Consider the following 13,506-nt stretch of genomic DNA (forward strand, 5'->3'; position numbering starts at 1 on the left):
CGCAGACGTGACCGAAGGGACCTTGTATACACCCTCGTTACGAACTGGTGTCATGCAACGACGTACGTATCTGAAGTCGACCGGGGCCGCCGCGACCGGCCTCGCGATGACCGGCTGTCTCGGCGGCGACGGCAACGGTGGCGGCAACGGCGACGGCAACGGCGGCGGCAACGGCGACGGCAACGGTGGCGGCAACGGCGACGGCAACGGTGGCGGGTCGGAGGTCATCCGGATCGGCTCCGACATCCCGTACCGGCCGTTCGAGTACGAGACCGTCGAGGGCGAACTCGTCGGCTTCGACGTGGACATCGCCGAGGCCGTGTTCTCCGGCCAGCTCGGCTACGAGTTCGAGTTCGTGCCCAACGCCTTCGACACGATCATCCCGTCGCTGAACAACGGGAACTTCCGGGTCATCATGTCGGCGATGACCATCAACGACGAGCGGGCAGAGCAGGTGGACTTCTCGGACCCCTACTTCACGGCCTACCAGACCATCGTGGTCCCGCAGGACTCCGACGTCACCACGAAGGAGGACCTCAGGGGCGGCCGCGTCGGCGTCCAGAAGGGGACGACCGGCGCCGGGGCCGCCGCGGAGCTCCAGGAGGAGTTCGGCGGCGAGTTGAACATCAACGAGTACGACCAGATCCCGGACGCGTTCAACGCGCTCCTGAACGGCCAGCTCGACGCGGTCATCAACGACAACACCGTCAGCGCGGAGTTCGTCAACGGCGAGGGTGAAGGCAAGGTTCGATTCGTCGAGGGCGAGGGCGAGGCCGCGGCCCAGGGCGAGGACGCCCCGCCGTACCTGACGCTCACGGTGGAGAACTACGGCATCGCGTTCCGCCAGGACGACGACGAGTTCCGGGAGGAGGTCAACGAGGCCCTGGCGGCCATCCGCGAGAGCGGCGAGTACGACGAGATCTACGACGAGTACTTCGCCGGGTAACGACCGATGGCAACCGACACCGGCCGCGAGACCGGGACCGAGGCGGGCGTCATCGAGCGGATGAACGACGCGACGTTCCGGCGCATCGGCGTGTTCGGGACCTCCCTGGTCGCGGTCGGTGTCGCCGCGTTCCTGCTGTACGTCCTGCTGGTCAGGGTCGACTACGAGCTGTTCGTGGAGATCATCTACCCGCAGTTCACCCTCGCGTTCCTGCGGGTGCTGGGGATCGTCCTCGTGAGCAGCGTGCTCTCGGTGATCGCCGGGATCGTCGTCGGGCTGGCCCGCGTCTCCCTGACGGGCGTCACGAGGAACATCGCGAAGGGGTACATCGAGTTCTTCCGCGGGACGCCGCTGCTGTTCCAGCTGTTCGCCATCTACATCGGCATCCCGCAGCTCTGGAACGGCGCCTTCCCCATCGACCAGTGGAACTACTACGCCGCGGTGATCGGCCTGACGCTCAACCACGCCGCCTACGTCGGCGAGGCCACCCGCGGCGGCATCGAGTCCATCCCGTCCGGGCAGATGGAGGCGGCCCGGTCGCTCGGGATGTCGTACATCCAGTCCATGCAGAACGTCGTCCTGCCGCAGGCGTGGCGCAACTCGCTCGCGGCGATCGGCAACGATCAGGTCATCCTCGTGAAGGACACCTCGCTGCTGACGGTGCTCGCCGTGCCGGAGCTGATGACCGCGTTCCGGAACATCAACTCCGCGACGTTCGACGCGTGGACGCCGCTCATCCTCGTCGCCATCGCCTACCTCATGTTGACCATCCCGCTCGGAAGAGTCGTCAGCTACCTCGAACGCCGCGCCGACCCCGCGTCCGCGGGGGGTGACGGCTGATGGCGCTGCTCGAGTTCGAGAAGGTGAACAAGTACTTCGGCGAGTCACACGTCCTGAAGGACATCGACCTCGAGGTCGACGAGCGGGAGGTGTGCGTCGTCGTCGGCCCCTCCGGCTCCGGGAAGTCGACGCTGCTCCGCTGTACGAACCGCCTCGAGGAGATCCAGTCGGGCGAGATCCGGCTCGACGGGACGCCGCTGACCGACCCGAACGCGGACATCAACGTCCTCCGCCAGCGCATCGGGATGGTGTTCCAGTCGTTCAACCTCTTCCCGCACAAGACGGCGCTCGAGAACGTCGCGCTCGCGCCGATCAAGGTGAAACGGCTCCCCGAGGAGGAGGCGACCGAGCGGGCACACCGCCTGCTCGAGCGCGTCGGCCTCGGGAACCAGACCGGGTCGTACCCGTCGCAGCTCTCGGGCGGTCAGCAGCAGCGGGTCGCCATCGCCCGCGCGCTGGCGATGGACCCGCAGGTGATGCTGTTCGACGAGGTGACGAGCGCGCTCGACCCGGAGCTCGTCGGCGAGGTGCTCGAGGTGATGCGCGACCTGGCCGAGGAGGGGATGACGATGATGGTCGTCACCCACGAGATGGGGTTCGCCCGCGAGGTCGGCGATAGCATCACGCTGATGGCCGACGGCGAGATCGTCGAGCGGACGCCGCCGGCGCAGTTCTTCGAGCGGCCGGCCACCGAACGCGGCCGGAAGTTCCTCTCGAAGCTGCTCTGAGCCATCGGGCGCCCGGAGCGTCCGTTCGTTTCCGCGTTCACCCGGTCCCGGTCAGAACGTCAACACCTCCACGCCCTCCGTCTCGTACTCGGTCATCGCCGCGAGCCGCTGGGGTACCTCCGCCAGCGGCACCTCCCTGCCGACGAGGCTGCCCGGGTCGAGGTCGCCCGACTCCAGCAGCCCCAGCAGTTCGCCGTATCTCGTCGGCGGCATCCCGCGCGAGCCGAGGAAGTCGATCTCCCACCGCGTCATCGCGTCGGTCGGGAGCGACACCTCACCCCGCTCGGCGTCGGTCGTCAGCCCGACCTGGACGTGCCGGCCCCGCCCCCGGAGACAGCGCACCGAGTTCCGACACGTCTCGGCGCGGCCCAGCGCGTCGAGCGAGACGTCCGCGCCGCCGCCCGTGGCGGCCTCGATCCCGGCGACGGGGTCCACATCGCGCGAGTTCACCGTCACGTCGGCGCCCGCGGCGCGGGCGCGGCCGAGTTTCCCGTCGTCGACGTCGACGGCGACGACGCGGGCGCCCATCGCGTCCGCGACGTGGACCGCCGAGAGCCCGACCCCCCCGCAGCCGTGGACCGCGACCCACTCCCCGGCCGCCACGTCGGCCCGGTGGGCGAGCGCGTGGAACGCCGTCATGAACCGGCAGCCGAGGGCGGCGACGTCCCGCGGGGCGACCCCCTCGGGGAGCGGCATCGCGTTGTAGTCCGCGTGCGGGACGTGGACCCGCTCCGCGAACGCGCCCGGGGCCGACCGCTCGAACCCGAGCGCGCGCCCGTCGAGGCAGGTGTTCCCGTGGCCGTTCAGGCACTCGCCGCAGGCGCCACAGCCGAGGTTGAACGGGACGGCGATACGGTCGCCCTCCGCGACCGACTCGACCCGGTCGCCGACCGAGACGACCGTCCCCGCGGGTTCGTGGCCGAGGACGAAGTCGGTCGGAACCCGATCGTCGGCCCACTCGCCGTGGCCCTGCCAGGCGTGCCAGTCCGACCGACAGACGCCGCAGGCCTCCACCTCGACGACGACGCCGTGCGGTTCGAGGTCCGGTTCCGGAACGGCCGTCACCTCGAGCGGCTCCCCGTACTCGCGCAGGACTGCTGCCTTCATACCCACCCGTTCGACGGGGGGAACAAAAGTCGGTGGCTCCCGGCGACGCGGGCGCGGGGTCGCCTCAGACGAAGTCCGAGAGGCCCGACTGGTCCTCGTCGTCCGCGTCCCCCGGGTCGGTCGACCCGTCGGCGTCGCCGGCGTCGGACCCGTCGGCGTCGCTGCCCAGCGTCGCCTGTCCGTCGTCCGCACCGTCGGACCGGTCCGAGTCCGCGGGGGAGTCCGACTCCGACCCGTCCCCCTCGACGTCGGACCCGTCGGCGTCGCCGCCCGCTACCCCGACGAACGCGCCGCCGGAGTGCTCCTCCATCAGCGCCTCGCGGAGTTCCTCGGCGTCCTCGACGATCGACTGCACCTTGTTCGTCGTCTCGCCCGAGCCGGTGACGAAGGAGACGTGCTCCGCCTCCAGGTCGTAGGCCGCGGCCATCAGGACCGTCAGGTCGCGCGGCTTGCAGTGGTGGGTCATCGCCGCGAGGTACGGCAGCACCTCGCGCCGCGCGGTCGCCATCGAGAGGCCGCCCGCCGTGGCGACGTTCCTGACGACGTGGTCGGCCGCGTTCGAGGATGAGCGGTAGAACTGCGGGCGGCCCCAGCGCGTCCACCCGCCCTTCGTCCCGTCCCGGGCGGCCGCGACGCCCGCGGCGAGGTCGTCGCCGGCGTAGCGCCAGTAGGAGTAGTCCTGGCTCGCGCGCACGCGCCCGAGCCACACGTCCGCGTCCGCGAGGTGGTCGTATGCGCGGTCGGCCTCCGCCGGTTCGTACACCTTCAGCACGTTGTCCTCGATCCACTTGGTGAGGTCGTCGGGCGTCTCGTCCACGTCGTAGGAGGAGCGGAGCGCCTCCCGCGCAGAGTCGGTCTCCTTGAGCACGAGGTCGAGGAAGGGGAAGATGCCCATCGAGCGGTCGCGGTCGCCGGTCACGACGTCCTCGAGCGCGAGCCGCTCCTTGCCGTCCGCGACCGCCTGGAGGTCGTTGACGGCGCCCCGGAGGTCCCCCGAGTTGCGCTCGGCGATGCGGTCGAGCGCGTCCGGGTCGAACTCGATCCCCTCCTTCCGGCAGACGTCGCGCAGCACCGGCACGATGGAGCGCTTGGAGACGTCGCGGAACTCGATATCGCGGGTCGCGCCGCGGAGCCCGCGGGACATGTCGTAGTACTCGTTCGCGATGAGGACGACCGGCTGTCCGGACGACTTCACGAGCTTCGTGATGGCGCCGGCGCCGCCGCGGTCGTAGTTCCCGTGGATGTTGTCCGCCTCGTCGAGGACGACCAGCTGTCTGCCGCCGGTGTCGTCGGCGCCGCTCGCACCTTCGAGCGTCGCGTTGTTGGCGGCGCGGCCGGCGTACCGCTCGATGACGTCCGCGGTGCGCTTGTCCGAGGCGTTGAGTTCCATCGTCTCCCACCCCATGTCCGCGGCGAGCGCGTGGGCCGCGGAGGTCTTCCCGACGCCCGGCGAGCCGTGGAGGACGACGGCCTCGCGGTGGTCGTCCCACGTCTCGGCCCACTCCCGGAAGGCGTCGACGGCCTTGTCGTTGCCCCGGAGCTCCGAGAGCGAGCGCGGGCGGTACGTCTCCGTCCAGTCGGTCATCGTCGGGATACAGGCGGGAGCCGCGTTTAGTGGTTCCGGACCTCCGGGACGGCGCCGTTGCTCCGCCCGCGTCGGCGCCGACGTCGCCCGGGCTCACGCCGGCCTGACGCGACCCGACAGCCCCGACCGCACCGTAGTTCTAAGCCCCGGGAACCGCTCTGTCTCGGTGATGGACGATCTCGTCGGCCTCGTCAAGCGGTCGCTCGCCGACGCCACGCGGAGCGAGTTCGACCGACGCGTCGACGAGCAGGCCGCCCTGCTCGCCGACGCCGCCCGGTCGGGACGGCTCGACAGCCCCGGTTTCGGGCTCGGGATCGAACTCGAAGCCTACGCCGTCGACGAGGAGCGCCGTCTCGCCCGGGTGCCCGAGACCGTGTTCGAGACGGACTGCGACAGGGAACTCGGGGCGCAGAACGTCGAGTTCCACACCGATCCGACCCCCTTCGACGGCGGGGGGGTCGACGCGCAGGCGGCCCAACTCCGCCGGACCCTCCGGCGCGTCCGGCGCGCCGCCGAGACGGAGGGGGTCGAGATCGTCCTCGACGGGATGTGGACCGTCCCGCCCCCGGAGGGGAGCCCCGCGTACCTCGCGGCCGTCCGGGAGCGTGAGGGCGTGCGGATCGCGGAGAACATGACCCCCTCGCCCCGATACTGTGCGATCGACAACGACGTCACGGGGCGGTGCGGGGGGGAGATCAGCCTCTCGGTCCCCGGAGTCGAGCGTCGCTTCCCGTCGATCCTGTTCGAGTCGCTCACGAGTTCGATCCAGCCGCACGTGCAGGTTCCCGACGTCGAGGCGTTCCCGCGCTACCACGACCTCGCCGCCCGGACGCTCGGCCCGGTGCTCGCGCTGGCGACGAACTCGCCGCTGCTGCCGCCGGACCTGTACGACGTCGACGACCCGCACCGCCTGCTCGGGGAGACGTACCACGAACTCCGGATCCTGACGTTCGAGCAGTCCATCAACGGCGCGTGGCGGAAGGTTCGGTTCCCGGACGACGTCGGGAGCGCGACCGACGCGGTGGACGAACTCGTCGCCGACCCCACGTGCGCCCCGTTCCTCCGCGAGTGGCTCGCGGACGGCGACCGGGAGACGTTCGCGGACCGGTTCTGGGAGCTCGACCACAAACGGGGAACGTACTGGCGGTGGCTCCGGCCCGTCATCGGGGGCCAGCCGGTGGACGGGGGCGACCGGTGGTCGATCCGCCTCGAGTACCGGCCGCTCCCCACCCAACCGTCGATCACGGACAACGTCGGGTTCCAGTGTCTGGTCGCGGGGCTCGTCCGCGGGCTCGGTGCCGCCGACCATCCGCTCGCGACGCTCGACCGGGAGGCGGCCGAGCGGAGCTTCTACGACGCGGTCGAGAACGGGCTCGAGGCGGACCTCGCGTGGGTCACCGTCGACGGCGACCGGACGAGCGATCGGTCCGTCGTCTACGAGGAGGTCTTCGAGTTCGCCCGCCGCGGCCTCCGCGAGGCGGGGGTACCGCCGGGGACGATCGAGGAGTACCTCGCGCCGATCGAGGCGCGGTGGACCGACCGGACGACGCCGAGCCGGTGGAAACTGGACCGGGTCGCGGAACGCCTCGACGCAGGCGACGGGTTCGACGACGCCGTCCGCGGCATGCAGGCCGAGTACGTCCGCCGGGCGGGGACCGGGGAGCCGTTCGCGGAGTGGTCCTGACCGCCGCGACCCGCCCCCGTCGGTCGGTCGGCGCGTGGAACCCCGCGGCAGGACGTCGGGGGACCGACGAACGGCCACCGAGCGTCCCGCCGAGCAGTTAGGTTCGTGCCCGACGTACGTCGCCCATGGAGGAGCACTCCGGCGGCGGTCACGGCGACCACGAGTCCCGCACGGCCCACGGCTACGGTCCCGGCGGGCACGCCGAACCGGGCGGGTTCTCGCTGGCCGCGAACGGCCTCAGGCTCGACCCGCCACGCACCCGGTTCGAACCGGGGGTCGAAACCGGCTGGACGTTCCGCGTCCTCGACGACGGCGGAGAGGTCGTGACCGACTTCGAGGAGTCGCACGGCGAGCGGTCACACCTGATCGTCGTGCGTCGGGACCTGACCCGGTTCCAGCACCTCCACCCCGACCTCGATCCGGACGGGACGTGGCGCGTGGCCGGGCTGACGCTGTCCGAGCCCGGGGCGTACCGCGCCTTCGTCGACGTCGTGGTCGACGGCCGGCCGACGACGCTGGGGTTCGACCTCCTCGCGTCCGGCGAGTGGACCGTCGAGACGCGTCCCGGGTCGACGCGTCGGGCGACCGCCGGGGAGTACGAGGCCGAACTGCTCGCGGAGGAGGTCGCCGCCCGCGAGGACGTCCGGCTCCCGTTCGAGGTCCGCAGGGACGGTCGGCCCGTCCCGGAGCTGTCCCCGTATCTCGGCGCCCTCGGCCACCTCGTGGCGCTCCGGGAGGGGGACCTGGCGTACCTGCACGTCCACCCGCGGGAAACCGCCCCCGGGAGCGGCCGCGTCGAGTTCGGCGCCCGGTTCCCCACGCCGGGCCGGTACCGCCTCTTCCTCCAGGCGAGGCCGGAGGGGACGCTCGTCACCGCGTCGTTCGACGTCCGCGTCGACGGGTAGCGGCGGTCCCGACCGGCGGGTGCCGGCGGTCCCGATCGACGGGTGCCGGCGGTCCCGATCGACGGAGGAGCGGCGGACGAAGATCGGCCGCCACCCCGCCCTTACTTCACCCCCGTCCGCGACCACGGGAACGAATGGGAGGAGCGGAGTCGCGGACGATCACGCCCGGACCGCCGGTCGCGGCGGCGCTGTGGGGCGGGATGTACGTCGTGAGCAAGTGGGGGTTCGAGTCGATCCCGCCCGTGACGCTCGCGTTCCTCCGGGTGCTGCTCGGCGCCGTGACGCTCCTGCTCGTCGTCCGAGTCGCGTACCCCCGACGCTCGTTCTCCCGGACGGAGTGGCGCGGGTTCGCGTTCCTCGGCCTCTGGGTCGCGATCACGATGGCGACCCAGTTCGTCGGGACCGACCTCACGACCGCGAGCGAGGGGGCGCTGGTCACCGTGCTGACGCCGGTGTTCACGCTGCTGCTCGGCGTCGCCGTCCTGGACGAGTCCGTGAACCGTCGGACGGCGGTCGGGATGGCGCTCGCGTTCGCCGGCACGCTCTGGGTCGTCGCGGGCCAGTACGACCTGGCGACGCCGGGCGGCGGGAACCCGGCGACGCCCGGGGGCGCGAACGCGTCGACGCTCGGCGCGGCGGGCGTGGGCGGAGTCGCCCTGCTCGTGCTCGCCAGCGTCGGATGGGCGGCCTACACCGTGTGGGGGAAGCCGCTCGTCCGCCGGTACTCCGCCCTGGAGACGGCGACCTACTCGACGGTCGCGGCGGTGCCGATGCTCGCCGCGCTCGTCCCGGTCGAACTGGCCGTCCGTGACGTTCCGCTCGCCGGGATCGCGGTCACTCCGGCGCTCGTCGCCGCGGTCGCGTACCTCGGCGTCGCGAGCACGGCCCTCGCGTGGTACTGCTGGTACAGGGGGCTCGAGACCGCGGACGCGGGGACGGTCGCGGTGTACTTCTTCGCCCAGCCGGCCGTCGGCGCCGCGCTGGGCGCAGTCCTGCTCGACGAGACGCTCTCGTCGGGGTTCTTCCTCGGCGGCGCGACGATGGCCGTCGGCATCTACCTCGTGAGCGTCGCCGACGCCGGGTGATCGCCCGCCGGGACGTGTCGGGGGCGTGCGGGTCGGCCGACGATGACCGGTGAGCGTCCCGTGTCCGGCCGGGCGCCTCGTGACCGGCCGGCCCCGCCGACGGCCGCCGTTCGAGTTTTGCGACTGACGCCCGAACGGGCCGTATGGTCAGCCTCTCCGGGGCGTGGCGGTTCCTGCGGCACGTGGGCTCGGACGTCTCCGAGAAGAACGTGACGTTCATGGCCGCCGGCATCGCCTACAACGCGTTCATCTCGCTGGCGCCGACGCTGGTGCTCCTGTTCCTGGTGCTCTCGGCCGTCGGCGGCGGCCTCGAGGAGCGCATCGTCGAGGCGTCGGGGGAGTGGCTCCCCGGGCCCATCGCCGACGTCGTCGGGCAGCTGTTCCAGGGCGACCCCGCGGTCGGCGGCGCATCGGTCGTCGGGCTCGTCGTCCTCGTCTGGGGGACGCTGAAGATCTTCCGGGGGCTCGACACCGCGTTCTCGGAGATCTACGAGACCGAGGGCGGCAACACCTTCGTGGACAAACTCAAGGACGGGATAGTCGTGTTCGTCGCGCTCGTCGCCGCGGTCGTGGCGACGGTCGGGCTCACCGCGGCCTTCGCCGCGTTCTCCGACAGGATCCCCTTCGTCGGAGCGTTGACGCCACTGCTGCTCGTCGTGGGGCTCGTGGTCGCGTTCCTCCCGATGTTCTACGTCTTCCCCGACACGGAGCTCGGACTGCGGGACGTGCTGCCGGGGGTCCTGTTCGCGGCCGTCGGCTGGGCGGCCTTCCAGGGGCTGTTCCAGGTGTACCTCGAGTTCAGCGACCCGGGGGCCGGGAGCTTCTTCGGCGGCGTGATCGTCGTCGTGACGTACCTCTACTTCTCGGGGCTCGTCCTGCTGATCGGCGCGGTCATCAACTCGGTGGTCGGCGGCCACTCGACGGGGAAGCCCGGCGGCGTCGGCCGGGGCGCGACCAGCTACGAGGCGGAGCGGGAGGGCTCGCTGAACCGCGACGAACTCGCCGCGTACCTCCGGGATCTCCGCGAGGGGCTCACCGGCCACTACGAGGGGACGCGTCCGACCGCAGAGGGGGAGGAACGACCGCGTCCGCGTGGCCCCGTCGAACTCTCCGAGCACTCCTCCCTCGAGGACGGCACCCGCCGGTGGACGGTCACGCTCAGCTGGGAGGCGGACGAGTCGGAGCCCGGTTCCACTTCCCCCGCCGGCCGCGATGCCGAGGCCACCCCCGACGAACCCCACGATTCGGCCGGCCGGAGTTCCGGGGACCGCCTCGGCGGCTGAACGGAAGCCACACCGTTATGTCCGGACGGGCCCACGACCCCGACGACCCATGAGCGAGGACCTCGGCACGCCGGTGCTCGACGACCACCTGCATCTCGACCCCGAGCACGGCCGCGGGCTCGACGCCGTCCGGGACTTCGTGCGGCTCGGGGGGACCCACATGATCGTCGTTAACAAGCCGTCCTGGCACCTCGGCGTCGAGGCCGAGACCCCCGACGACTTCCGCCCCGTGTTCGAGACGACCGTCGACGTGGTCGAGCGGGCGTCGGCGCTGCTCGACGGGCGCGCGTGGGCCGTCCTGGGCGTCCACCCCGGCCTGGTCTCGCGGCTCGTGGACGAGCGCGACCTCGCGCCGCCGGCGGCGCGCGACCTCATGCGGGGCGGACTGGAGGTCGCCGCCGAGTACGTCGACGGCGGCCGCGCGCTGGGGCTGAAGTCGGGGCGCCCGCACTACGAGGTGACCGACGAGGTGTGGGACGCCTCGAACGAGGTCACGCGGCACGCGTTCGCGCTCGGCGCCGAGCACGACTGTCCGGTGCAACTGCACACCGAGTCGGCCGAGGACCTCACGGAACTGGCGGAGTGGGCGGAAGAGGAGGGGCTGGCCCGCGAACGGGTAGTCAAGCACTACGCCGGCGGGCGACTCGCGGGCCCGACGCCGAGCGTGATGAGCGAGAAGGACAGCCTGCGCGTCGCGGCCGAGGCGGGCGAGCCGTTCCTGATGGAGACGGACTTCGTCGACGACCCCGAGAAGCCGGGTGCGGTCATGGGCCCCAAGACCGTCCCGCGACGGGTTCGCTGGCTCCGGGAGGAGGGGTACGGCGACGCCGTGCGGACGGCCCACGTCGAGACGCCGGAACTGGCCTACGGGATCGACACCGTCGGGACGCTGACGCGGGAGACGTAGCCGGGAGCGCCGCCGGCCCGGCTCCGTCGACCCTCCCCCATCGAGGACGCCGGCGACCGGAGGATAAGAAAGGCATATCAACGCGGCCCCGGACCGTGTGAGTATGAGCGAACCCGACGAGACGTTCTACACCGAGGAGCGGTGGCAGAACTGGCTCGACCGAGTCGAGGAGGAGAGCCTCGATCCGGAGGACGAGGACTCCGCGCGCCTACTCCTGAACCTCCAGGACGACGCCGCCATCGCGGTGGCGAAGGTCGTCTCCGCGCACGACGACGGTCGGCTGGACGAGGAGGCGGCAGTCGAGGAGATCGCCGGCATCCGCGACGTCGTGCTCGCGGACGTCCACTTCGAGAACGAGGAGAAGGCGATGCTCATCGACGGCGTCCAGACGAGCCTGGTCTGCGTGTTCTACGCCGCCGAGGAGTACGTCGTCGGGGGGCCGGTCGAGGAGGCCACCGTCGCGGAGTACGTCGACGCGGCCGTCGACGCCGAGGCGAACGAGGACGTCGACGCCGCGCTGGGCTACCTCGTGCAGGCCGGCACGCGCATCATCGACGGCGACGAACTCCCGATGGAGGCCGTCGAGGACCTCGAGTACGGCCTCGTCTCCGAGTGGGTGAACGGGCTGGACTCGCTGCAGTCGGCGATGTCCGACCCCGAAGTGGTCGAGGAAGAGGACTAGCCCGACGAGTCTCGTCGGCCGCGTTCCGTCGTCAGACGATGATCTGGAACGCGAACGTCACCGTGATGTCCCCCTCCAGGTAGATCGCGAAACTGATGAAGATCCCCTGGATGTTCTGCGTTCCGCCGTCGGAGTCCGAGTTCAACTGTTCGTCGAACTGGATCGTCACGTCCGTCCCGCCGGGTTCGATCCGGTAAGGGTCGGAGCCGAAGAAGTGTGGCGATCCGGCCTCAGCCGCGGTCCCGTCGACCCTGCGAACGTCCCCCTCGTTGCTGAACGTGACGTTCGTGATGGCCTCGGTGCTCTCGACGAGCTCCCCGTTCGATCGGATCGCGCTTACGTAATCGAGCCGGTACCCGGTCGCATTGACCGAGTTCGTGCCTGTGTTGGTCACGTTGATCGTGATCGAGTCGGCGTCCTCGACGACCGACTCGGTGTGGTTGAGGACGACCAGAGATCGACCGGCCTGCTCACCGGAACCACCGCCTCCGTCGCCGCCGAGCACGTTGTTGAACACGCGGAACCGCGTCGATCGTTCGCCCGGCGCCGCGTCGTCGGTCCCGAGGTACGCGTCGACCGGAATCGTCCCGAGGTTCCCGGTCGCGTTGAAGTAGACCGTCGCCTTCCCGTCCTCGTCCGTCCTGACCTGGGTCCCGTCGGCCGTCGCGTTCCGGTCGGCGAGCGCGCCGTCGGCCCGTTCGAACGTTCCCTCGCCCGCGTCGTACGTCACGACCGAGTTCGAGACGGGGTTGTTGAACCTGTCGCGGGCCTCGACCACGAGCCTCACTCGCCCCTCGCGGTTCGTCTGAGTCCGGTTGTCGCCCTCCGCGACGAGGTAGCGCGCGCCGGGGTCGGCCTCCCGGTTCGGGTCAGACTCCTCGCGGAGTTCGAGCCTCGCGATCCGGAGTTCGTACGCCTGGTCCCCCTCCATCGTGACGTTGACGTAGTCGGCCCCCTCCGGCCTCGTGACGTCGCGCACGTACCGGTCGGGGTGGGACCCGTCCGGATCGAGTTGGTCCGCGAGGAGGTCCTCCCACGTCGACTCCGACAGGTCGGTCGGAACGGTGACGTTGAACGACGCGGACGACCGGTTGGTTACGGTCACCGTCCGGGTGTGGGCGCTCACCGGCGAGACGGTCACGCCCGTCGAGAGCCCCTCGGCGTGCAGGTCGCCCGAGACGGTCACGAGCCTGATCCGGTTGCCGTCGACGAGCGTCTGCGGGGTGGAGACCACGGGGGTCTCGTAGCCACGGTAGACGACGCCGTTCTCGACGATCACCGGCGCGGCGCCGTCGAACTCGTTGTAGGCAGGGTCGAACGCGACGGTCCGCGTCGTGTACTCCAGCCGGTTCGACTCCGACGCGAGGTACCGGTCGACGTTCCGGCGGTCGCCGGCGGCGGCGACGCCGCTCACCGACGCGTTCGCCGTCTCCGCCGTCCGCACCGTCCCGGCAGCGGGGGGCGGGTTCACGAAGAAGGCGCGTACCGGATACCCCGTCCCGGCGTCCACGGTCAGGCCGCGGACGTTGCCGTCGGCCGCCGAGGAGAGCATCACGTTCCGCAGCGACTCGACGTCCGCCGTCGACTCCCCGTAGTGGGTGAACTCGATCTCGGCGTTCTCCTGGGGGACGACGAACGCCTGGTACGAGGACGCGGCGAGGACGAGGAATCCGAACAGGACGACGACCCCGACCTGGACGGACTGTGCGCGCTCGTCTCCCCCTGGTCGCATCGTGGGGGCAGACGGAAGGGGG

General features: G+C 71.2%; 12 protein-coding genes. 9 read left to right on the forward strand and 3 right to left on the reverse strand.

Features of this window, described 5'->3' with window-relative positions:
• The first annotated feature begins 52 nt into the window (after nucleotides 1–52).
• From HUG12_RS15185 to HUG12_RS15195, 3 genes are read left to right on the forward strand one after another with little or no spacing between them, the layout of a single operon-like run.
• Nucleotides 53–946: a basic amino acid ABC transporter substrate-binding protein gene (locus tag HUG12_RS15185; protein ID WP_179269588.1), complete on the forward strand. Its 894-nt coding sequence runs from the start codon at nucleotides 53–55 to the stop codon at nucleotides 944–946.
• Between the two features lie 6 nt (nucleotides 947–952).
• A complete protein-coding gene (locus tag HUG12_RS15190) occupies nucleotides 953–1,786 on the forward strand; it encodes an amino acid ABC transporter permease (RefSeq protein ID WP_179269589.1) in 834 nt (277 codons plus the stop codon).
• Nucleotides 1,786–2,514 carry an amino acid ABC transporter ATP-binding protein gene (locus HUG12_RS15195; RefSeq protein WP_179269590.1) on the forward strand — a complete coding sequence of 243 codons (729 nt, stop codon included), beginning with the start codon at nucleotides 1,786–1,788 and terminating at the stop codon, nucleotides 2,512–2,514. The genes HUG12_RS15190 and HUG12_RS15195 overlap by 1 nt, the downstream gene beginning before the upstream one ends.
• A 51-nt stretch (nucleotides 2,515–2,565) precedes the next feature.
• Here HUG12_RS15195 and HUG12_RS15200 read toward each other — a convergent pair whose 3' ends face one another.
• Entirely contained in the window at nucleotides 2,566–3,621 is a 1,056-nt protein-coding gene (locus HUG12_RS15200; RefSeq protein WP_179269591.1) for a zinc-dependent alcohol dehydrogenase family protein, read from the reverse strand.
• 64 nt (nucleotides 3,622–3,685) lie between these two features.
• Nucleotides 3,686–5,206 carry a replication factor C large subunit gene (locus HUG12_RS15205; RefSeq protein ID WP_179269592.1) on the reverse strand — a complete coding sequence of 507 codons (1,521 nt, stop codon included), beginning with the start codon at nucleotides 5,204–5,206 and terminating at the stop codon, nucleotides 3,686–3,688.
• A 169-nt stretch (nucleotides 5,207–5,375) separates the two neighbouring features.
• Here HUG12_RS15205 and HUG12_RS15210 point away from each other — a divergent pair, with 169 nt between their 5' ends.
• The 6 genes from HUG12_RS15210 to HUG12_RS15235 all read left to right on the forward strand — a co-directional run bounded on the left by HUG12_RS15210 (nucleotide 5,376) and on the right by HUG12_RS15235 (nucleotide 11,752).
• Nucleotides 5,376–6,890 (forward strand): hypothetical protein, encoded by a 1,515-nt coding sequence (locus HUG12_RS15210; RefSeq protein ID WP_179269593.1) that lies wholly within the window; start codon nucleotides 5,376–5,378, stop codon nucleotides 6,888–6,890.
• A 125-nt stretch (nucleotides 6,891–7,015) separates the two neighbouring features.
• Nucleotides 7,016–7,795 (forward strand): hypothetical protein, encoded by a 780-nt coding sequence (locus HUG12_RS15215; RefSeq protein ID WP_179269594.1) that lies wholly within the window; start codon nucleotides 7,016–7,018, stop codon nucleotides 7,793–7,795.
• 134 nt (nucleotides 7,796–7,929) lie between these two features.
• Entirely contained in the window at nucleotides 7,930–8,880 is a 951-nt protein-coding gene (locus HUG12_RS15220) for a DMT family transporter (RefSeq protein WP_179269595.1), read from the forward strand.
• 143 nt (nucleotides 8,881–9,023) lie between these two features.
• A complete protein-coding gene (locus HUG12_RS15225) occupies nucleotides 9,024–10,163 on the forward strand; it encodes a YhjD/YihY/BrkB family envelope integrity protein (protein WP_179269596.1) in 1,140 nt (379 codons plus the stop codon).
• A gap of 49 nt (nucleotides 10,164–10,212) precedes the next feature.
• Nucleotides 10,213–11,070 (forward strand): TatD family hydrolase, encoded by an 858-nt coding sequence (locus HUG12_RS15230; protein WP_179269597.1) that lies wholly within the window; start codon nucleotides 10,213–10,215, stop codon nucleotides 11,068–11,070.
• A gap of 103 nt (nucleotides 11,071–11,173) precedes the next feature.
• Nucleotides 11,174–11,752, forward strand: a complete 579-nt coding sequence (locus tag HUG12_RS15235; RefSeq protein WP_179269598.1) for a DUF2150 family protein — start codon at nucleotides 11,174–11,176, stop codon at nucleotides 11,750–11,752.
• 31 nt (nucleotides 11,753–11,783) lie between these two features.
• On the opposite strand, the gene HUG12_RS15240 is transcribed toward HUG12_RS15235, so the two are convergent.
• Nucleotides 11,784–13,484 carry a hypothetical protein gene (locus tag HUG12_RS15240; protein ID WP_179269599.1) on the reverse strand — a complete coding sequence of 567 codons (1,701 nt, stop codon included), beginning with the start codon at nucleotides 13,482–13,484 and terminating at the stop codon, nucleotides 11,784–11,786.
• Nucleotides 13,485–13,506 lie beyond the last annotated feature (22 nt).

This window comes from Halorarum salinum, assembly GCF_013402875.1.
In the GTDB taxonomy this organism is placed as follows: Archaea; Halobacteriota; Halobacteria; order Halobacteriales; family Haloferacaceae; genus Halorarum; species Halorarum salinum.